At 55.9% G+C, this 20,996-nt stretch carries 19 protein-coding genes; 10 read left to right on the forward strand and 9 right to left on the reverse strand.

Translation table 11 applies throughout. The annotated features are described in order from the left end of the window. Window positions 1-203 precede the first annotated feature (203 nt). A complete protein-coding gene (locus tag CWM57_RS15515; protein ID WP_100631852.1) occupies window positions 204-2,432 on the forward strand; it encodes an EAL domain-containing protein in 2,229 nt (742 codons plus the stop codon). Between the two features lie 55 nt (window positions 2,433-2,487). Here CWM57_RS15515 and ppx read toward each other — a convergent pair whose 3' ends face one another. From ppx to purM, 4 genes are all read right to left on the reverse strand, one after another. Beyond that, a complete protein-coding gene (gene ppx / locus CWM57_RS15520) occupies window positions 2,488-4,020 on the reverse strand; it encodes an exopolyphosphatase (protein ID WP_008803823.1) in 1,533 nt (510 codons plus the stop codon). Between the two features lie 3 nt (window positions 4,021-4,023). Then, window positions 4,024-6,084 carry a polyphosphate kinase 1 gene (gene ppk1 / locus CWM57_RS15525; protein WP_002913838.1) on the reverse strand — a complete coding sequence of 687 codons (2,061 nt, stop codon included), beginning with the start codon at window positions 6,082-6,084 and terminating at the stop codon, window positions 4,024-4,026. Between the two features lie 178 nt (window positions 6,085-6,262). Further along, window positions 6,263-6,904 (reverse strand): phosphoribosylglycinamide formyltransferase, encoded by a 642-nt coding sequence (gene purN, locus CWM57_RS15530; RefSeq protein ID WP_012540904.1) that lies wholly within the window; start codon window positions 6,902-6,904, stop codon window positions 6,263-6,265. Continuing rightward, entirely contained in the window at window positions 6,901-7,938 is a 1,038-nt protein-coding gene (gene purM / locus CWM57_RS15535; protein ID WP_008803825.1) for a phosphoribosylformylglycinamidine cyclo-ligase, read from the reverse strand. Before purM ends, purN begins: the two co-directional genes overlap by 4 nt. Before the next feature lie 263 nt (window positions 7,939-8,201). Here purM and bglK point away from each other — a divergent pair, with 263 nt between their 5' ends. From bglK to CWM57_RS15560, 5 genes are all read left to right on the forward strand, one after another. After that, window positions 8,202-9,095, forward strand: a complete 894-nt coding sequence (gene bglK / locus CWM57_RS15540) for a beta-glucoside kinase BglK (RefSeq protein WP_100631851.1) — start codon at window positions 8,202-8,204, stop codon at window positions 9,093-9,095. A gap of 9 nt (window positions 9,096-9,104) precedes the next feature. After that, window positions 9,105-10,559 carry a 6-phospho-beta-glucosidase gene (locus tag CWM57_RS15545; RefSeq protein ID WP_100631850.1) on the forward strand — a complete coding sequence of 485 codons (1,455 nt, stop codon included), beginning with the start codon at window positions 9,105-9,107 and terminating at the stop codon, window positions 10,557-10,559. Window positions 10,560-10,755: 196 nt separating this feature from the next. Next, the gene (gene upp / locus CWM57_RS15550) at window positions 10,756-11,382 is read left to right on the forward strand and encodes a uracil phosphoribosyltransferase (RefSeq protein ID WP_061153688.1); all 627 of its coding nucleotides are present in this window, start codon (window positions 10,756-10,758) and stop codon (window positions 11,380-11,382) included. A 95-nt stretch (window positions 11,383-11,477) separates the two neighbouring features. Beyond that, complete coding sequence (gene uraA, locus CWM57_RS15555; protein ID WP_061153689.1) at window positions 11,478-12,764, forward strand: uracil permease; 1,287 nt, start codon at window positions 11,478-11,480, stop codon at window positions 12,762-12,764. Between the two features lie 98 nt (window positions 12,765-12,862). Further along, on the forward strand, window positions 12,863-13,564 hold the full coding sequence (locus CWM57_RS15560; RefSeq protein WP_020947395.1) for a DnaA inactivator Hda: 702 nt from the start codon (window positions 12,863-12,865) through the stop codon (window positions 13,562-13,564). Here CWM57_RS15560 and CWM57_RS15565 read toward each other — a convergent pair. From CWM57_RS15565 to bepA, 3 genes are all read right to left on the reverse strand, one after another. Next, window positions 13,561-14,484: an Rpn family recombination-promoting nuclease/putative transposase gene (locus CWM57_RS15565; RefSeq protein ID WP_100631849.1), complete on the reverse strand. Its 924-nt coding sequence runs from the start codon at window positions 14,482-14,484 to the stop codon at window positions 13,561-13,563. The genes CWM57_RS15560 and CWM57_RS15565 overlap by 4 nt on opposite strands. Window positions 14,485-14,611: 127 nt before the next feature. Further along, window positions 14,612-14,971 (reverse strand): arsenate reductase (glutaredoxin), encoded by a 360-nt coding sequence (gene arsC, locus CWM57_RS15570; protein ID WP_061153691.1) that lies wholly within the window; start codon window positions 14,969-14,971, stop codon window positions 14,612-14,614. A gap of 9 nt (window positions 14,972-14,980) precedes the next feature. Beyond that, entirely contained in the window at window positions 14,981-16,444 is a 1,464-nt protein-coding gene (gene bepA / locus CWM57_RS15575) for a beta-barrel assembly-enhancing protease (protein ID WP_100631848.1), read from the reverse strand. Window positions 16,445-16,495: 51 nt separating this feature from the next. Between bepA and CWM57_RS27750 the strand changes: the two genes are divergently transcribed. Continuing rightward, window positions 16,496-16,612 carry a hypothetical protein gene (locus CWM57_RS27750; protein WP_012540910.1) on the forward strand — a complete coding sequence of 39 codons (117 nt, stop codon included), beginning with the start codon at window positions 16,496-16,498 and terminating at the stop codon, window positions 16,610-16,612. A gap of 54 nt (window positions 16,613-16,666) precedes the next feature. Next, a complete protein-coding gene (locus CWM57_RS15580; protein ID WP_012540911.1) occupies window positions 16,667-17,731 on the forward strand; it encodes an AI-2E family transporter in 1,065 nt (354 codons plus the stop codon). Between the two features lie 60 nt (window positions 17,732-17,791). Here the strand turns inward: CWM57_RS15580 and bcp are convergent, their stop codons facing one another. Continuing rightward, window positions 17,792-18,262: a thioredoxin-dependent thiol peroxidase gene (bcp, locus tag CWM57_RS15585; protein WP_002913805.1), complete on the reverse strand. Its 471-nt coding sequence runs from the start codon at window positions 18,260-18,262 to the stop codon at window positions 17,792-17,794. A gap of 3 nt (window positions 18,263-18,265) precedes the next feature. Beyond that, window positions 18,266-18,832 carry a glycine cleavage system transcriptional repressor gene (locus CWM57_RS15590; protein WP_002913804.1) on the reverse strand — a complete coding sequence of 189 codons (567 nt, stop codon included), beginning with the start codon at window positions 18,830-18,832 and terminating at the stop codon, window positions 18,266-18,268. Between the two features lie 153 nt (window positions 18,833-18,985). Here CWM57_RS15590 and dapA point away from each other — a divergent pair, with 153 nt between their 5' ends. Both dapA and bamC read left to right on the forward strand, forming a co-directional pair. Further along, window positions 18,986-19,864: a 4-hydroxy-tetrahydrodipicolinate synthase gene (gene dapA, locus CWM57_RS15595; RefSeq protein ID WP_002913803.1), complete on the forward strand. Its 879-nt coding sequence runs from the start codon at window positions 18,986-18,988 to the stop codon at window positions 19,862-19,864. A 16-nt stretch (window positions 19,865-19,880) separates the two neighbouring features. After that, entirely contained in the window at window positions 19,881-20,915 is a 1,035-nt protein-coding gene (gene bamC, locus CWM57_RS15600; RefSeq protein ID WP_061153694.1) for an outer membrane protein assembly factor BamC, read from the forward strand. Window positions 20,916-20,996 lie beyond the last annotated feature (81 nt).

Here is a 20,996-nt window from a genome sequence, read left to right on the forward strand (position 1 = left end):
TTTATTAGCGATAAAAAGGTAAAAAAATAAGTTTTATTAATGTTAGCGTCAGTATTTGTTGATTTATATCAACAGCCCTATTTTCTTGACCACTAAAATCAGCGGACATTACCGTATCGTTATTACTTATGCGGTCAGCATGGGGTGGTTGGATGCCTGCCTGAATATGCCTCGCAGGAGCAGAGGTTCCCTGTAGAGCACCTATGAATTTATTAAAATACTATCAACAATATCGCGACAAGTGGTGGGCTTTACCGCTTGTCCTGCCTGCGCTGTTATTACCTCTTGCCAGATTGGCGAATACCTACACCATGCTGAATGGTCACATGGTATTTCTCTATTATCTTCCCCTGGCATTGGTACTCAGCCTGATGATGTTTTTCGGTTGGGCGGCGATCCCGGGTATCATCATTGGCCTGCTGCTCACGCTGGCCCGAGGAATGACGCCCGAGCAGGCTATCGGCGTGCTGTTTCATTTTCTCATTCCCTGCGTGCTGTGCTGGGGTGGGTATCGGATCTTTGTCCCCCGGCGCCAGCAGGTCTCGCATGGTAACGTCAAACTGATGCCGCATCGTCTGTTCTGGCAAATGCTACTCCCCTCGGTCATTTTTCTGATTCTGTCACAGATCGCTGAATACCTGGGACTGCATCCGCGTACGACGGAGATGACGGGTATTACGCCCTTCAGTTTACGTTCGTTAATCACCTTTCAGGCGCTGATGGTGGGGTGTCTGACGGGCGTGCCGCTGTGTTATTTTCTGCTGCGTTTAATACGCAACCCTTTTCATTTTCGCGGATTTATTTCTCAGGTTCGCTTACAAATTGATCCAAAAATAAAAACCATTGAAATCATTTGCTGGGCGGCGATATTAATCCTGCTGCTGGGTCTATTATTGATGCCACTTAATGATACCAGCACCATATTTAGCACGAATTATACGTTATCATTACTTATGCCGGTCATGCTCTGGGGAGCCATGCGTTTTGGCTATCGTTTTATCTCGCTGATCTGGACGCCGGTGTTGATCGCTGTGATCCATTTTCATTACCGTTACTTACCGGTTTATCCGAGCTATAACACCCAACTGGCGATCACCTCGTCAAGCTATCTGGTGTTCTCGTTTATTGTCGCCTACACGGCGATGCTGGCAACACAGCAGCGTCTGATCTACGCTCGCGTCCGGCAAATGGCTTTCCTCGACCCGGTCGTACATATGCCTAATTTGCGGGCGCTGAGCCGTGCGCTCAATGGCACGAGCTGGTCGACGCTCTGTTTTCTGCGCATTCCTGAGCTGGAACTGCTGGGGCGCCACTACGGGGTTTTGTTACGCATTCAGTATAAGCAAATGCTGGCGAACCACCTGAGTGCGTTGCTGCAGCCCAACGAAGCGGTGTATCACCTTGCCGGCCATGATTTGGTTTTTCGCCTTAACAGCGAAGGGCATCAGGCGCGCATTCATTTAATCGACCGCTCCCTCCGACAGTTCCGTTTTCACTGGGATGGCGTCCCGCTGCAGCCGCGGATCGGCATGAGCTATTGCAACGTTCGCTCACCGGTCAAGCATCTGTATTTGCTGCTTGGCGAACTAAACACGATTGCCGACATGTCGCTGGCCAGCGGCCATCCAGAGAATATGCAGCGCCGCGGCGCCGGCCATGTTCAGCAGGATCTGAAAGATAAAGTGGTGATGATGAATCGCATCCTGAAGGCGCTGGAGCAAGACCATTTTGTCCTGATGGCGCAACCTATTCAGGGCATCCGCGGCGATAACTACCATGAAGTATTGCTGAGGATGGAAGGGGTATCAGGCGAACTGACGGGGCCAAACGCGTTCCTGCCAGTGGCGCACGAGTTTGGCCTCTCCACCCGCGTCGACCAGTGGGTCGTTGAGCACACGCTGGCCTTTATGGATACCCACCGCGAGGCACTGCCCGGTCTGCGGCTGGCGATCAATCTCTCTCCGGTCTCGCTGAGCCGCAGCCAGTTTCCTCAGGAGGTCGAGGCGCTGCTGCAGACGTACAACATTGAGCCATGGCAGATTATTTTCGAGCTGACCGAGAACTATGCGCTCAGTAACCCTGAGCTGGTCTGTCAGACATTAGAGCATCTGCGGGCGCTGGGCTGCCGGGTGGCGATCGATGATTTTGGTACCGGTTACGCCAGCTACGCCCGGTTAAAAACGATGAACGTCGACATTCTTAAAATCGACGGCAGCTTTATTCGCAATCTGCTTGCCAGCAGCCTCGATTATCAGGTAGTGGACTCTATTTGTCGTCTGGCGCGCATGAAGAACATGCAGGTGGTGGCTGAATATGTCGAGTCGCCGGAGATACGCCAGGCGGTTATCGCGCTGGGGATCGATTATTTGCAGGGCTACGATATCGGCGTACCGGTGCCACTGGCGCAGCTAGCGGAGGGGATGACTGCCTGAAGCGGAAAAAAGCCGGGCGCGATGGCCCGGCCTGGAGAATATTCAGGAGCGCGGCTCAGGCGTCTGGCTCTTCTTCAGCAATCTTCAGCAGCCATTCCGGCACACCTTCCCAGTACTGCTGCTCTTTTTCCAGATCCAACAGCACCAACGCATTCTGGCTAAACCAGTTGTGCGGGAAGGTCAGCGTCCAGTGGTGAGCTTCCGTCTGCAGCCGTAGCGTCGGCGGCGTGGTGGTGGCCTGACGCTGGTTATTCAGCAGCACGCCCAGGCGCAGCAGCTGGATCAGCGGCAGAAACTGCTTTTTCCTGAACAGCGTAAAGCGCGGCAGGTCGTCGAGTTTTATCGCTTTGCGATGATAGCGCACCAGGGTGGCCATCAGCATCTGCTGCTCCTGGTTGAAGCCCGGCAGGTCGCTGTTCTGCAGAATGTAGGCCGAGTGGCGATGCATACCGCTATGGTTGATATTCAGCCCTACCTCATGGAGCATCACCGCCCACTTCAACAGCGCCGCAAGGTGCGGATTAGCCAGCTTGGGGTTCTGTTCCTGCCACTGTTCCAGCATATGGGTGGTGGTTTCCAGCACCCGGCGTGCCTGTTCGCGATCGATGTTGTACTGATTCGCCAGACTCTGCGCCGTGCGGCTACGAATATCCTGGTGGCGGAAGCGGCCTTCCATCTCGTACAGCACGCCTTCACGCAGGGCGCCATCGGACAGACGAAGCTCTTTAATGGCTAGCGCGTCAAACACGCCGCACAGAATCGCCAGCCCCGGGGCAAAGACCGCTTTACGATCTTCAGAAAGGCCAGGCAGACTGAGCGCGTCGAAGTTTTTATGCTTCAGCAGCTCACTGACCAGCATTTCGAGGCGTTCCGGCGTAATAAACCCGTCCTTCTCACCCATGGCCACCAGCACTTCCTGCGCAGCTTTAATGGTGCCGGAGGCGCCCAGCGCCACGGTCCAGCCCTGAATACGGAACTGCCAGGCCAGGGTTTCCAGTTTTTGTACCGCCGCCAGGCGAGCTCGCTGGAAATTTTCTTTATTGATTGTCCCGCCAGGGAAGTAGGCCTGCGAGAAGCTCACGCAGCCCATGCGACGGCTTTCCACCAGGCGGGGTTCAAAATCTTCACCGATGACCAGCTCGGTCGAACCGCCGCCGATATCGATCACCAGCTTACGACCGCGCTCTGGCTGCGTATGCTCAACGCCCATAAAAATCAGGCGCGCTTCTTCATTGCCGGAGATGATCTCGATCGGGTAGGGGATCACTTTTTCCGCGCGTTTAAGAAACTCCGCCGCGTTGGTCGCCTGACGCAGCGTATGCGTCCCGACGATGCAGACGCTGGAAGGGGAGAACCCTTGCAGACGTTCAGCAAACAGCGACAGGCAGTTCAGCCCGCGGGTCATCGCTTCTTCGCTCAACACCGAGTTTTCATCAAGGCCATCGGCCAGATGCACGCGCTGTTTCAGGCGTCCAATGATCTGCATGGCGCCATCGACGACACGGGCGATCACCATATGAAAACTGTTCGAACCAAGATCGACCGCAGCGAATTCCTGCGGCCGAGGGGTTATTTCGTTTATTGGCATAGGTTAGTCGGGTTGTTCGAGTGATTTGAGATAATCGTAAATCGCCATCTGTGCGCGTACTTTACGGCGATTGCCGCGCGGCACATAGCGATTACTCAGTTCTTTATCAAGATAGCGTGCTTTTACCGTATCGTTGAACAAGATATCAAAAATATCCAGCACTCGCTGTTTCAGACGCGGGTCGAGCAGCGGGGCAGCAACTTCAATACGGTAATCGATGTTACGCGTCATCCAGTCGGCAGAGGAGAGCCAGACCTGTTTATCGCCACCGTTTTCAAAACAATAGACCCGGTCGTGCTCGAGGAAACGGTCAACGATGCTAATGACGCGGATATTCTCGCTGATACCTTCCAGTCCAGGGATCAGCGAGCACATGCCGCGGATCAACAGATTGACCGGCACGCCGGAGCTGGAGGCGGCGTACAGTCTGTCCACCAGCCCTTTATCCACCAGGTTGTTCAGCTTCAGCGTAATCCCGGAGGGCTGCCCGTTCTGCGCATTGGCGATCTCGCGATCGATCATCTCATACAGCAGACGGCGCGAGTTCTGCGGCGACACCAGCAGGTAATCGAAGCTGACCGGGCGGTAGGGGTTTTCAATAAAGTTAAACACGCGGCGGACTTCATTGGTAATGCGCGCATCGGCGGTTAACAGCGAATAGTCGGTGTAGATCCGCGCGGTCTTCTCGTTAAAGTTACCGGTACCGATGTGGGCGTAGCGCACCACCTCATCGCCTTCTTTACGCGAGATAAGGAACAGCTTGGCGTGGATCTTCAGACCCGGCGCGGAGAAGATAACGTGGACACCCGCTTCCGTCAGGCGTTTCGCCCAGTGAATGTTCGCCTCTTCATCGAAGCGCGCCTGCAGCTCTACCACCACGGTGACTTTTTTACCGTTGTGGGCGGCGTGGATCATCGCGTCAATGATGCGCGAATCCTTGGCCACGCGGTAGATGTTGATTTTGATCGCCAGTACGCTGGGGTCGAACGAGGCCTGACGCAGTAGCTCCAGCACATGCTCAAAAGTGTGATAGGGATAGTAGAGCAGCACGTCGCGTTCGCGAATGGCGTCGAAGCCGTTGCGGAATTTATCAAACCACAGATGACGCAGGCGCGGCATCGGCTTATTGACCAGATTCGCCTTGCCCACGTTCGGGAAGCCGATAAAGTCTTTAAAGTTGTGATAGCGGCCGCCCGGCAGCATCGAGTCGTAGTTGGAGATGGAGAGCTTATCGCGCAGCATTTCGACCATCGCATCCGGCATATCGCGCTGGTAGACGAAGCGAACCGGCTCGGCGGTCAGACGCTGCTTGAGGCTGGAAGACATCAGCTCCATCAGGCTCGACTCCATCTCATGCACCAGATCGTACTCGGCGTCACGGGTCATTTTCATCGAGTAGGCGTTCAGCGCATCGTAATCAAAGAAGCCTTTAAAGATATCATCCAGGCAGTAGCGCAGGATGTTATCCAGCAGGATCATTGGCTTACGGCGGCGAGGCGCTTCCGGCGGCAGGTTTACGAAGCGCGGCACTTTGTCTGACGGAATTTCCAGCAGGGCATAGTTGATGTTTTCCCCGCGGATAATCTCCACCGCCAGATAGGTGTAATCATCTTTCAGGAACTGCACAAGGTCCGTTTCGCGGTTAATCAGAATCGGCGAGATATGCTGACGCAAATACTGTTTGAAGTAGTTGCGCAGCCAGGCCTGCTGATTGACAGACAGCTGGCGCTCGTTGATCAGGAAGATCTGGTTACGCGCCATCTCCAGCAGCAGCTCGTTGTACAGACTATCGAATTCCTGATCGGCCTTCAGAACGCGGGCCTGAATTTTGCCTAACAGATGGCGAGAATGGGCGGTACTGCCTTGTTCTTCACTGATAATAATCCGCCGCTTAAGCTCAGCGAAGCGCACTTTGTAAAATTCATCAAGGTTGTTGGAGTAGATCCCCAGAAAGCGCATGCGCTCAATCAGCGGGTTACTCTTGTCCGCCGCTTCCTGCAGCACGCGCTCGTTAAAAGACAACCAGCTGAGTTCTTTTTCGATGTATAGCTTTTCCTGGCCCATTACCGCTCACACTCCGTTTTACTCACAGGACGTAGACTATTATGACGAATTTTTCTGCATAGCGATTTACTGTGTCACAACTATATGACAGTAAGAAGAATTATTTCTGTGAGATGTTTGATTAATAAACAATTTTAATAAAAAAAAGCCCCGCGACAGGGACAGGCGGGGCTGTTGTTCATTCTTCAGCGGCATAGCCCTGGGGCGGAAGTTGTCGTTCATCCAGCCAGGCGTGGTTGCCTGCCATGCGCAGACGCCCATCAACGAACCAGCTGATGACCAGCGGATAAATGGCATGTTCCTGGGCCTGAACCCGCGCCGTCACCTCATCTTCGCTGTCGCCAGCGAAGACCGGCACCTTGGCTTGCAGGATAACCGGACCGCCGTCCAGCTCATCGGTGACGAAGTGCACCGAGGTCCCATGCTCCTCATCACCGTTTTCCAGCACCTGACGATGCGTATGCAGGCCAGGATACTTCGGCAGTAACGAAGGATGGATGTTCAGCAGACGTCCCTGATAGTGGCTGACGAACGCCGGGCTAAGGATACGCATATAGCCCGCCAGCACCACCAGATCCGGGGCATAGGCGTCGATTTCATGCATCAGTTGCCGATCGAACGCTTCCCGGTCGGCAAACTGACTTTGCGCCAGCGCGTGGGCCGGGATGCCGGCCGCGCGCGCGCGCTCAAGACCGAACGCATCGGCCTTATTACTGAATACCGCACGCAGGGTACCGTTTATCTGTTTACGGCCGCAGGCGTCGATGATCGCCTGCAAATTGCTGCCGCTACCGGAAATCAGCACCACGATGTTTTTCATGCAATGACCACACGCTGTTCGGAATCGGAAGCTTTGATATAACCGATTTTCCACGCGTTTTCACCTTTCTCGTTCAGCAGGGCAATGGCCTTGTCTGCTTCTGCAGCCGGCAGGGCAATAACCATCCCCACGCCGCAGTTAAAGGTACGGTACATTTCATGCTGGCTGACGTTACCGGCGGTTTGCAGCCAGTTGAAGACGGACGGCCACTGCCAGGAGGACTCATCAATGATCGCCTGGGTGTTATCCGGCAGCACGCGCGGAATATTTTCCCAGAAACCGCCGCCGGTCAGGTGGGCGATGGCGTGAACGTCAACGCTGGCGATCAGATCGAGCACTGATTTCACATAGATGCGGGTTGGCGCCAGCAGATGGTCGGCCAGTGGTTTGCCGTCAAGGTCGGTAGTCTGCGGGTCGACACCGCTGACTTCAATGATCTTACGCACCAGTGAATAGCCGTTAGAGTGCGGGCCGCTGGACGCCAGCGCCACCAGCACGTCGCCGTCGGCCACTTTGCTGCCGTCGATGATTTCTGATTTTTCCACCACCCCGACGCAGAAACCCGCTACGTCGTAATCTTCACCGTGGTACATCCCCGGCATTTCTGCGGTTTCACCGCCCACCAGCGCGCAACCGGACTGCAGGCAGCCTTCGGCGATGCCGTTAATGACGCTGGCCGCGGTATCGACGTCCAGTTTACCGGTGGCGTAATAATCCAGGAAAAACAGCGGCTCAGCACCCTGAACCACCAGGTCGTTCACGCACATGGCGACCAGGTCGATACCGATGGTGTCGTGACGCTTCAGATCCATTGCCAGACGCAGCTTGGTACCGACGCCGTCGGTGCCGGAGACCAGTACCGGCTCGCGGTATTTCTGCGGCAGTGCGCACAGCGCGCCGAATCCGCCCAGTCCCCCCATCACTTCCGGGCGACGGGTTTTCTTCACCACGCCCTTAATACGGTCGACGAGAGCGTTGCCTGCATCAATATCCACGCCGGCATCTTTATAGCTGAGAGAGGTTTTGTCGGTCACTGCGAAGTCTCCACGCGTTTGCGGTAAGCAAGAAAAATCGGCGCAATTCTAACAGGGAAAGCAAACGTTTGCGAGCCTGCTTTACAGTCGGCGTGAAACAGCGGATGGATGGTCAAATTTGATACTGCTCACGAAAATGAAACCGGGTACAGTCTTGTGCTTGCCTCAGCGTAAAGGAATCCTCATCATACGACTGAAACCGGTTTCTGTGTTGGTTTGCCACGCATTTTTCCGGTGATTGACGCTGGTCAGGAGAGGGATGAATGAAAATTGCGGCATTCGATATTGGTGGCACCGCATTAAAAATGGGCGTGATGACCCGCGACGGCAGGCTGCTGGAAAGCGCGAAGCAGTCGATCAATGACAGCGATGGCGATCATATTTTACAGGCAATGCTGTCGTGGCTGGCGGCCCACCCGTCGTGTGAAGGGGTAGCCATCAGCGCGCCGGGTTATGTTGATCCGCACAGCGGCTTTATCACCATGGGCGGCGCTATTCGTCGATTTGATAACTTCGCCATGAAAGCATGGCTTGAAGCCCGGACCGGACTGCCGGTCTCAGTTGAAAATGATGCCAACTGTGTGTTGCTGGCCGAGCGCTGGCAGGGCAAAGCGGCGGAAATGGCCAATTTTCTGGTACTCACCATTGGCACAGGCATTGGCGGGGCGATTTATTGCCATCATCAGTTGGTTCACGGGGCGCGTTTTCGCGCCGGTGAGTTCGGTTACATGCTCACCGACCGTCCCGGCGGGCGCGATCCTCGTCGCTATTCGATGAATGAGAACTGCACCCTGCGAGTGCTACGCCATCGCTATGCGGAACATATCGGTGCGCCGCTGGACAGCGTGACAGGCGAAATGATTTTTGACCGCTATGACGCCGGCGACCCGGTTTGTCAGCGCCTGGTCGCTGAGTTCTTCAATGGCCTGGGTCATGGCCTTTATAACCTCGTCAATATCTTCGATCCGCAGACCATCTTTATCGGCGGCGGCATTGTGGAACGTCCAGGATTTCTGGCGCTGCTACAGGAGCATCTGGCCTGGTTCGGCATTGCCGACTATCTCGATACCGTCAGTCACGGCAACGATGCCGGCCTGATTGGCGCGGTTTACCATTTCAATCAGCACTATCGTTCGCCTGGCGACGATCGACATTAGGGAGAGACTATGTCCGGATTTAAAAAAGGTTTTCTGTGGGGCGGCGCGGTCGCGGCGCATCAGTTAGAGGGCGGCTGGCAGGAGGGCGGCAAGGGGATCAGCGTGGCGGACGTGATGACCGCCGGTGCCCACGGCGTGCCGCGTGAAATTACCGACGGCGTGGTGGCGGGGAAAAATTACCCTAACCATGAGGCGATCGATTTTTATCATCGCTATCCGGAGGACCTGGCGCTGTTTGCCGAGATGGGCTTCAAATGTTTTCGCACCTCGATTGCCTGGACGCGTATTTTCCCGCAGGGTGATGAGCTGGAGCCCAACGAGGCTGGCCTGAAGTTTTACGATGATCTGTTCGACGAATGCCTGAAACACGGCATTGAGCCCGTGATTACGCTGTCGCATTTTGAAATGCCTTATCACCTGGTCACTGAGTACGGCGGCTGGCGCAACCGGAAGCTGATCGACTTTTTCGTGCGCTTTGCCAGGGTCGTTTTCACCCGCTATCAACATAAAGTGAAGTACTGGATGACCTTTAACGAGATCAACAACCAGGCCAACTTCCATGAGGACTTTGCCCCCTTCACCAACTCTGGTCTGAGATATTTGCCGGGTGAAGACCGGGAGCCGGTGATGTACCAGGCTGCGCACTATGAGCTGGTGGCCAGCGCCCTGGCGGTGAAAGCGGCGCGCGAGATTAACCCTGCACTGCAGATTGGCTGCATGATCGCTATGTGTCCCATCTATCCGCTGACCTGCGCGCCGGACGATATGATGATGGCGATGAACGCCATGCACCGCCGTTACTGGTTTACCGACGTTCACGTGCGCGGCCACTATCCGCAGCATCTGCTCAACTATTTTGCCCGCCGCGGCTTTACCCTGGATATCACCGAAGCCGATCGCCAGGCGTTAACCGAGGGCTGTGTCGACTACATTGGCTTTAGCTACTATATGTCATTCGCTACCAAAGCCACTGAAGACAACCCCTTGCTTGATTATGATGAAACCACCAGCCTGGTCTCCAACCCGTACGTCAAAAAGTCGGACTGGGGCTGGCAGATTGATCCGGTCGGCCTGCGCTATTCGCTGAACTGGTTCTGGGACCACTACCAACTGCCGCTGTTTATTGTCGAAAACGGTTTTGGCGCGATCGATGTCCGTGAAGCGGACGGCAGCGTCAATGACCAATATCGTATCGATTATCTCTCCGCTCATATCGCGGAGATGAAAAAGGCAGTAGTCGAGGATGGCGTTGATCTGATGGGCTACACCCCGTGGGGCTGTATCGATCTGGTTTCCGCCGGCACGGGGGAAATGAAAAAACGCTACGGCTTCATTTATGTCGATAAAGATAATGAAGGCAATGGCTCGCTGGCTCGCAGCCGGAAAAAGTCGTTTGCCTGGTATCAACAGGTGATTGCCAGCAACGGGGAGAACCTGTCGTCGTCGGGTGGCGCTAACGCTTAACCGACCTACAATACTCGTAGGCCCGCGTAAGCGTATGGACTGCACCCCGCACCCAAGCCGGAGCCTCGCCTCCGGTTTTTTTGTCTCTAAATCACTTTGCTTGATATACGTCAAGCAAGATGGGTATGGCACAATCCGCAAAAAGCGGTATAATCCCGCGATTTTTTTTGTGGCTGCCCCTCAGAGGAGAAAGAGAATGAAGATTGTGGAAGTCAAACACCCACTCGTCAAACACAAGCTGGGCCTGATGCGCGAGCACGACATCAGCACCAAACGCTTCCGTGAACTCGCCTCAGAAGTGGGCAGCTTACTGACTTATGAAGCCACCGCCGATCTGGCGACCGAGAGAGTGACCATCGAAGGCTGGAATGGCCCAGTGGAAGTTGAGCAGATCAAGGGCAAGAAAATTACCGTTGTGCCTATCCTCCGCGCAGGCCTTGGCATGATGGAAGGGGTGCTGGAGCACGTCCCCAGCGCGCGCATTAGCGTGGTCGGTATCTATCGTAATGAAGAGACTCTCGAGCCGGTACCTTACTTCCAGAAGCTGGTGTCCAACATCGATGAGCGTATGGCGCTGGTGGTTGACCCGATGCTGGCAACCGGTGGGTCGATGATCGCCACTATCGATCTGCTGAAAAACGCCGGCTGCACCAGTATTAAGGTGCTGGTACTGGTAGCGGCGCCGGAAGGGATTGCCGCGCTGGAGAAAGCCCACCCGGACGTTGAGCTGTATACCGCCTCTGTCGATAAGGGGCTGAACGAACACGGGTATATCATTCCCGGTCTCGGCGATGCCGGCGACAAGATTTTTGGAACGAAATAAAACATACCGCGAAAAAAGCCGACTTTGAGAGTCGGCTTTTTTTTGAATAAAAGTAATCCACAGCAAATAACAGACGACTCTCAGAGGAATACACTATGACGCGCCGTGCCATCGGGGTGAGTGAAAGACCGCCGCTTTTACAGACAATCCCGCTTAGTTTGCAACATCTGTTCGCCATGTTTGGCGCAACGGTACTGGTGCCTATTCTGTTCCACATTAACCCGGCCACCGTCCTGCTGTTCAACGGCATCGGTACGCTGTTGTACCTCTTTATTTGTAAAGGAAAAATTCCCGCTTATCTGGGATCGAGCTTCGCTTTTATCTCCCCGGTGCTGCTGCTGTTGCCGCTGGGCTACGAAGTGGCGCTGGGCGGTTTTATTATGTGCGGCGTGCTGTTCTGCATCGTCTCCTTTATTGTCAAAAAAGCCGGTACCGGCTGGCTGGATGTGATGTTCCCGCCGGCGGCGATGGGCGCCATTGTGGCGGTTATCGGCCTCGAGCTGGCGGGCGTGGCGGCCAATATGGCCGGGCTGCTGCCGGCGGATGGCCAATCACCTGACAGCAAAACCATCATTATTTCGATGGTGACGCTGGGGGTGACGGTGTTTGGTTCCGTGCTGTTCCGCGGCTTCCTGGCGATTATCCCGATCCTGATCGGCGTGCTGGTGGGCTATGCGCTGTCGTTTGTGATGGGCGTGGTCGATACCACCCCGATTGCCGAAGCGCACTGGTTCGCCCTGCCAACCTTCTACACGCCGCGCTTTGAGTGGTTCGCCATCTTCACCATTCTGCCTGCCGCGCTGGTGGTGATTGCCGAGCACGTGGGGCACCTGGTGGTGACCGCCAATATCGTTAAACGCGATCTGATCCGCGACCCGGGCCTGCATCGTTCGATGTTTGCCAATGGCCTGTCGACGATCATCTCCGGTTTCTTCGGTTCGACGCCCAACACCACCTACGGTGAAAATATCGGCGTGATGGCGATTACCCGGGTCTACAGTACCTGGGTTATCGGCGGCGCGGCGATCATTGCGATTCTGCTCTCCTGCGTTGGCAAACTGGCGGCGGCTATCCAGATCATCCCGGTACCGGTGATGGGGGGCGTTTCGCTGCTGCTGTACGGGGTGATCGGCGCCTCGGGGATCCGTGTACTGATTGAATCGAAGGTGGATTACAGCAAAGCGCAGAATCTGATCCTCACTTCCGTGATCCTGATCATCGGCGTCAGCGGTGCTAAAGTGCACATCGGTGCTGCTGAGCTGAAAGGGATGGCGCTGGCGACCATCGTGGGCATCGCGCTCAGCCTGATTTTCAAGCTTATCAGCGTCCTGCGTCCGGAAGAGGTGGTCCTCGACGCCGCTGATAGCGAAGAGGCTAAATAACGATCTCCTGACCGGGCGGCGATCCCGCCCGGTTCTCTCCTGACCTAAATCTGTGGTAAACTCTCCGCGTTTTTCTGTAAGCCTATGTTGAGGTCCATCTGAACGCACCGGCACAGCTCTCTTTGCCACTGTATCTTCCTGACGACGAAACCTTCGCGAGTTTCTGGCCGGGTGATAATCCTTCCCTACTTGCTGCCCTCCAGAACGTATTGCGGCAGGAACACAGCGGGTACATTTATATCTGGTCACGTGAAGGGGCAGGTCGCAGCCACCTGTTACACGCCGCCTGCGCCGAGCTTTCCCAGCGCGGGGATGCGGTGGGCTACGTGCCGCTGGATAAACGGACGTGGTTTGTGCCGGAGGTGCTGGAGGGGATGGAACAGCTGGCGCTGGTCTGCATTGATAATATTGAATGCGTTGCCGGGGATGAGCCCTGGGAAATGGCTATCTTTAATCTCTACAACCGGATCCTGGAATCAGGCAAAACCCGACTGCTGATCACCGGCGATCGGCCACCGCGGCAGTTAAATCTTGGTCTGCCGGATCTCGCCTCGCGGCTGGACTGGGGGCAGATCTATAAGCTGCAGCCGCTGTCGGATGAAGACAAACTGCAGGCGCTGCAGCTGCGCGCCAGATTACGCGGCTTCGAGATGCCGGAAGACGTGTGCCGCTTCCTGCTGAAGCGGCTGGATCGCGAGATGCGCTCGCTGTTTATGACCCTCGATCAGCTGGATCATGCCTCGATTACCGCCCAGCGCAAGCTGACGATCCCCTTCGTGAAAGAGATCCTTAAGCTCTAGTCCGCCAGTGGGGCCAGCTCCTGCTCCGTCAGTCCGGTCAGATGAGCGACCAGATCGCGCGCCAGGCCACTGTGTAGCATGGCGGCGGCGATACGCAGTGCCTCTTCTTTCCGGCCTTCCTGTCGGCCTTCCTGTCGCCCCTGCGCCAGTCCCCGCTCCAGTCCCTGTTGCTCGAGATATTCCGCAATCGTCATCAACGTCTCCTTATGCTGCGGCGTACGTAACGCCAGTTCGCGAATGAACTTGACCGGCTCGCGCGTATTGCCTGCCTGTACCAGATAGTGCATCAGGGCTTGTACCTGCGATTCCGTCGCCAGTTCAGTCAATAATAATTCGCCCAGTTTGTCGAGGAGCTGCGCCAGATCGCGTTGTCGAATATGTTTTTGCAGTAACTCCAGCGTTGCCATGCGCTGGTGGGTGGCAATGTCGTCATCCGGAATGACGGTAATGTCCGCCAGCGGAAACGCTTCGTGATAAAGACGACTGGCCAGCTCCGGGGCGGTGAATTCATCGAGCCAGCGCAGTGAGAACGGGTAGGGGCTTACCTGACCATGATAGAAGAGGACAGGGATCACCAGCGGCAGACGAGCGTGACCGGCATCGAGATGACGCTGCATGGCGGCGATGGCATAGCGCATCAGACGAAAGGCCATATGCCGGTCGGGCGTGCTCTGGTGTTCGATAAGCGCATAAATATAGCCGTCTCCCGCCGTGGTTTTCAGGGAATACAAAATGTCGGCATAAAAGGGACGCAGATCGTCTTCGACAAAATGCCCCGACTCGAGATGCAGCGTACGCAGATCGCATACTTTAAGCAGCGTTTCGGGCAGATACAGTTGCAGGAAATCGCGGGCGGTATCGGGATGGGAGAGGTAGGTCTTAAACACGGCGTCATGGGGCGTGGAGGTTGGTTTTTTCATGTTCATCCGTCCAGTGGATTGAGCGATAGATGAACAGTAGCACTACCCGGCGGGCGGGAGGGATGGGCGTGGAAGATCTGGAATCGGTCACGTAAAAAAAGCGCCGCGAAAGCGCGGCGCAGGTGGGTTAGCTTACGATCTCAAGGACCTGCTCCGGCGGACGGCCAATACGCGCCTGGCCATGGCTGACGACGATAGGGCGTTCGATGAGCTTAGGATTGTCGACCATCGCCTGAATCAGCGCCGCGTCGCTAAGCGCCTGGTCGGCAAGATTGAGCGATTTGTACAGATCCTCCTTCTGGCGCATGAGCTCGCGGGGGCTCTCCATACCCAGCAGCTGCAGCAGCTGACGCAGCGTATCGGCATCCGGCGGTGTGTCGAGATAGAGCACCACCTCTGGATCGATGCCGCGGCTTTGCAGCAGGCTCAGCGTTTCGCGGCTCTTCGAGCAGCGTGGGTTATGGTAAATTTTTACCGCGTCGGTCATGGGGTCTCCTTACATTTTTTGATAGGGGCGGAAGCGGGCCTGCAGATCGCGTAGCTGGTCGATACGGGCATCGTAACGCGCCTGCTGCAGGCTACCAAGTTTCACCTGCGAGCTGGCGCTACTGAGCAGGGAAATGGCTTGATCCAACTGACCGACCAGCGCCATGCTTTCTGCCCGCGCCGCCAGCTCCTGATCGCGATTGCCCAGCGCGCCTTCCGCCTGGGCCAGCAGGTCCCAGCCGTTGCCATCCTCTTTATTGGTAAAGGTATAACGATTCAGAATGGTCGCCGCTTCCCCGGGCTGTCCACCCTGCAGCAAGGCGTTGGCCAGGTTCAGCTGCAGTACCGGATTGGTGCGCAGCTCGCGGGCGTTTTTAAGGCGGTTGATGGCGTCGCTGGTTTTCTTCTGCCCAAGGTCGATATCCGTGGCCAGGTCAAGATACCAGGCGTTTTGCGGGTCGGCGCTGAGCAGCGGCTGCAGCGTTTTGCGTGCCTGGTCAAAGTTGTTGCTTTCCATCGCCAGCAGGGCGCGGCCATATTGCGCGGCATGCTGTTGGCGGATGTTGCCCTTATCCCAGGCGTTAAGCAGATCGGTGCCCAGTTTATTGTCGCCGTTGGTGTACATCCCAAGGGTACGTGCCTTCGCCAGATAGAAGTCTGCCGAGGACTGCACGACCACCGGGCGCATCTGGTTGGCGCGGTTACGGGCATCGGCCAGTCGGCTTTCCGGCAGGGGGTGGGTGAGCAGCATTTCCGGCGGCCGCGTCGAGTAGCGCGACTCATCAAGCAGTTTACCCATAAACATCGGCATGGCCTGCGGGTCAAAACCCGAGCGCTGTAGAACCTGAATGCCAATCCGGTCGGCTTCTTCTTCATTTTGCCGGGTGAAGCTGATCATACCCTGTTGAGTCCCGGCCAGTGTCCCGGTCAGCGCCGCCATTCCGGCCTGCGGGCTGGCCATCGCCAGCAGAATCGAACCTAGGGCACCGACCCAAGTGAGCGGCGCATTGCGTTTCTGATCTTCCATCGCACGGGCGAGATGCCGCTGCGTGACGTGGGAGATTTCGTGCGCCATGACAGAGGCCAGTTCGCTCTCATTATCAGAGTAGCGGAACAAGGCGGAGTGGAGGACCACGTTGCCGCCAAAGAAGGCGAAGGCGTTGATTTGGTCGTTATTAATCAAATAGAAATGGAACGGGGTGCGCACTGAGTTCGCGTGCGCCACCAGACGCATGCCCAGCCCGTTGATATATTGTACCAGCAGGGGATCGTTAATCAGCGGCGCGCTGCCGCGCAGCTGGCGCACATAGTAATCCCCCATCTGCATTTCCTGACCAATTGACAGCGTGCTTCCTGCAGAGGTCCCCATGTCCGGCAGCGTATCTGCGGAGTCAGCAAAAGCAGGGCCTATCGAACCCAGCGTCAGCGAGGCGATGACGGTCGCCACCAGCGTTTTCTTCAACTGCCTGAACATAACCTCTGTCCTGTAATGTGGGTGTGCCAGTTTGACCGATTGTGCGACGCAATGTTCCCTGGCCGCATCCCAGCGAGTTTAGCTGGCGTTGGCCGCCTTGAAAATATGATCTTCACGGCGGAGAACGGTTTGTCTGCGGCGCATCAAAAAGCGAAGTCTTTTTTGTGACATTTCGATACAATTCCCCGGATTGTCGCCGCTTGGCCCTTCAGGGAAGGTTTTATGCTTGAGATGTTAATGCAGTGGTACCGCCGTCGATTCAGCGACCCTGAGGCGATAGCGCTGCTGGTTATTTTGCTTGCCGGTTTCGGCATCATGTTCTTTTTCAGCGGTCTGTTAGCCCCGTTACTGGTGGCTATCGTACTGGCCTATCTGCTGGAGTGGCCGACGGTTCGTCTGGAGCGGATTGGCCTGTCGCGCACCTGGGCGACCTCGCTGGTGCTGATCCTGTTCGTTGGCATCCTGCTGTTGCTGGCCTTTGTGGTAATGCCGGTGGCCTGGCAGCAGGGGATCTATCTTATCCGCGATATGCCGGGCATGCTCAACAAACTCTCTGATTTCGCTGCCACGCTGCCGCGGCGCTATCCGGCGTTAATGGATGCCGGCATCATCGATGCGATGGCGGAAAATATGCGCAATCGGATGTTGACGGTGGGCGACTCGGTAGTGAAGTACTCTCTGGCCTCGCTGGTGGGGCTGCTCACCCTGGCGGTCTATCTGGTGCTGGTGCCGCTGATGGTCTTCTTCCTGCTGAAGGATAAAGAGCAAATGCTTAACGCGGTGCGCCGTGTGCTGCCGCGCAACCGCGGGCTCGCCGGGCAGGTGTGGAAGGAGATGAATCAGCAAATCACCAACTACATTCGCGGTAAGGTGCTGGAGATGATTGTCGTCAGCGTCGCCACCTGGATAGGCTTTATTCTGTTTGGCCTCAACTACTCGCTGCTGCTGGCTGTGCTGGTGGGCTTCTCGGTGCTGATCCCCTATATTGGCGCGTTTGTGGTGACTATCCCGGTGGTGGGCGTGGCGCTGTTTCAGTTTGGCGCTGGCACCGAGTTCTGGAGCCTGTTCGCGGTCTATCTGATTATTCAGGGACTGGACGGCAACCTGCTGGTCCCGGTGCTATTCTCAGAAGCGGTCAATTTACACCCGCTGGTGATTATCCTGTCGGTGGTGATCTTTGGCGGACTGTGGGGGTTCTGGGGCGTCTTCTTCGCCATTCCGCTGGCCACGCTAATTAAAGCGGTGGTGCATGCCTGGCCGGATGGTCTGGTGGTTGACGACGACTGACGGGGTCGGGATAAAAAAGACGCCGGGCGAGGATTTCCTCCCCCGGCGTCTTGCTTTGCATCAGGCGTTTTCTTTCAGCCAGTTCAGCACCACGTCGTGGTGATTGCTGGTTTTGAAGTCATCAAAGACATGTTCGATTTTGCCATCGGCATCGATGAGGAAACTAATACGGTGAATACCGTCGTAGGTTTTCCCCATAAAGGATTTTTCGCCCCAGACGCCAAACTGCTCGCACACCTGATGGTTTTCATCAGACAGCAGCGTGAAGTTCAGTAACTCTTTTTCGGCGAAACGCGAAAGCTTTTCCGGTTTATCGGTGCTGATACCCAGCACTTCTACACCGGCTTTCTTCAGGTCGTCCATATTATCGCGCAAGCCGCACGCCTGTACGGTGCAGCCCGGGGTCATGGCTTTCGGGTAAAAATAAACCAGGACACGTTGTCCCTGGAAGTCGGTTAAATTTACTTCCTCGCCGTCCTGGTCCGGTAAGCTAAATTTCGGTGCGATATCACCGGCTTTCAGTGGGGTCATGGGTTAAACTCCATCCTGTTCATCATGCTGTGAATAATTAACGATGTTAATACTGCCTTGTGCGTTGAGTTCTGTACATAGGGCTTTGAACGCTTGTTCGATATTTGCTGCATTTTGCGTCGCAGGACTGTGGGCAGTTATCTGGATAAAAAGCTGCGCGGAATCGCCGTCTCCCGGCTGAGTGCGGGACACCAGTTCCGCGATATTCATATTCCATGTATCGCACAGGGCAGTAAAGCGCTCGATGATATGCGGTGAGTCCGGCACCTCAACCTGGACCCAAACGGTGTTTGGCATAGCCTGCGGCGGGCGCGCGGTGGTGCGTTTCATCACGATCAACAGTTCCAGCTCCGCACCTTTCAGCGGCAGGGTTGATTCGATCAGGTTAATCGCATTCCACGACCCGGAAAGCAGCATGATAAACGTAAACTCATCACCGAGCATGGCCAGCCGGCTGTCTTCGATATTACAACCGCAGCTGCTGACGTGGCGAGTGATCGTATTCACGATGCCGGGACGGTCAGCCCCCAGGGCGGTAATAACCAGATAGTGTTGTAATGAGGCTGTCAAACCTGTTCTTCCTTTAAAAAGGTGAGGTAACATTAGGAAAGCATAAAAAAAACCGCCATACAACATCCCTGATGGCGTCGGGTCTCTTGCTTTTATTGCAGCTCCAAACGTAACATTGAGAATCTTGTCGCACTTCTGCTCTGAGGATGGCCCATGTTCACGGGAAGTATTGTAGCGCTTGTCACGCCGATGGATGAAAACGGTAATGTCTGCCGGACAAGCCTGAAAAAACTGATTGATTACCATGTCGCCAACGGAACCTCGGCGATCGTTTCGGTAGGGACTACCGGTGAATCCGCAACGCTGAGCCATGAAGAGCATGGCGACGTGGTGATGATGACGCTGGAACTGGCTGACGGGCGTATCCCGGTTATCGCTGGAACGGGAGCCAATGCAACCGCAGAGGCGATTAGCCTGACCAAACGTTTTAACGACAGCGGTGTTGTCGGCTGCCTGACGGTCACTCCTTACTATAACCGTCCGACCCAGGAAGGCCTGTTCCAACACTTTAAAGCTATCGCTGAACATACTGACCTGCCGCAAATTCTGTATAATGTGCCGTCCCGTACCGGTTGCGATATGCTGCCGGAAACCGTTGGCCGTCTGGCGGAAATTAAAAATATTGTCGGTATTAAGGAAGCAACAGGGAACTTAAGTCGAGTTCACCAGATCAAAGAGCTGGTTTCAGACGACTTTATCCTGCTGAGCGGTGACGATGCGACCGGTATGGACTTCATGCAGCTCGGCGGTGTGGGCGTGATTTCCGTCACGGCCAACGTGGCGGCGCGTGAAATGGCCGACATGTGCCGTCTGGCGCTGGCGGGTCAATTTGCCGAAGCGCGTGCGATTAATCAGCGTCTGATGCCACTGCATACAAAATTATTTGTCGAACCCAATCCTATCCCGGTGAAATGGGGATGCAAGGCGTTGGGTCTTGTGGCGACCGATACGCTGCGCTTGCCGATGACGCCCATCACTGACCACGGTCGTGAAGCCGTCACCGCCGCGCTGAAGCATGCCGGTTTGCTGTAAAGTTTAGGGAGATTTGATGGCTTACTCAGTACAGAAGTCGCGCCTGGCGAAGGTTGCGGGTGTTTCGCTGGTTCTACTCCTCGCGGCCTGTAGTTCCGACTCGCGCTATAAGCGTCAGGTGAGCGGTGATGAGGCCTATTTACAGGCATCACCGTTGAGCGAACTTCACGCGCCGGCGGGGATGATCCTGCCGATTCAGGTGGGTGATTACAACATTCCGGTGGCCAACAGCACCGGCGCGGTGGGCAAAGCGCTGGACATTCGCCCGCCAGCGCAGCCGCTGGCGTTGGTCAGCGGTGCGCGGACCCAGTTTAATGGCGATACCGCGACGCTGATGGTTGAGAACGGCCGCAGCGGCTCGCTGTGGGCGCAGGTCACCAGTATCCTTCAGTCGAAGAACTACGTTATCGCGAAACGCGATGATGCGAGCCAGACGCTGAACACCGACTGGGTTGAGTGGAACCGCCTTGATGAAGATCAGCAGTATCGCGGTCGTTATCAAATCTCCGTCAAACCGCAGGGCTATCAGCAAGCGGTGGTCGTTAAGCTGGTGAATCTGGAGCAGGCGGGTAAACCGGTTGCCGATCCGGCGTCACTGCAGCGCTACAGCACCGCCATGCTGAACGTCATTTCGGAAGGCCTTGATGCGAGCGCCACCAGCGCCCAGAACGCGGCCCAGCGCAGTGCTGGCGCCACCTTCGACGTGCAGAGCGCTGCCGACGATACCGGCCTGCCGATGCTTGTCGTTCGCGCACCGTTTAACATGGTGTGGCAACGTCTGCCGGGCGCCCTCGAAAAAGTGGGAATGAAAGTGACCGACAGCACGCGCTCTCAGGGCAGCATGGCGCTGACCTACAAGCCGCTGTCTGACAGCAGCTGGCAGGAGCTGGGTGCACGCGATCCGCAGCTGGTTTCCGGTGACTACAAACTGCAGGTCGGCGACCTCGATAACCGCAGTAGCCTGCAGTTCATCGACCCGAAAGGCCACACCCTGACGCAGTCGCAAAATGACGCCCTGGTAGCCGTATTCCAGGCCGCATTTAACAAGTAATCAAAAGGGCTGGAGCAATCCGGCCCTTTTTAATGTATAGTGACGCAAACGTGTGCGTATACACATTATCCTTCAAATCGC

Origin of the sequence: Klebsiella sp. G-Nf4, from assembly GCF_002810615.1 — a bacterium.
Lineage (GTDB): Bacteria > Pseudomonadota > Gammaproteobacteria > Enterobacterales > Enterobacteriaceae > Klebsiella > Klebsiella variicola.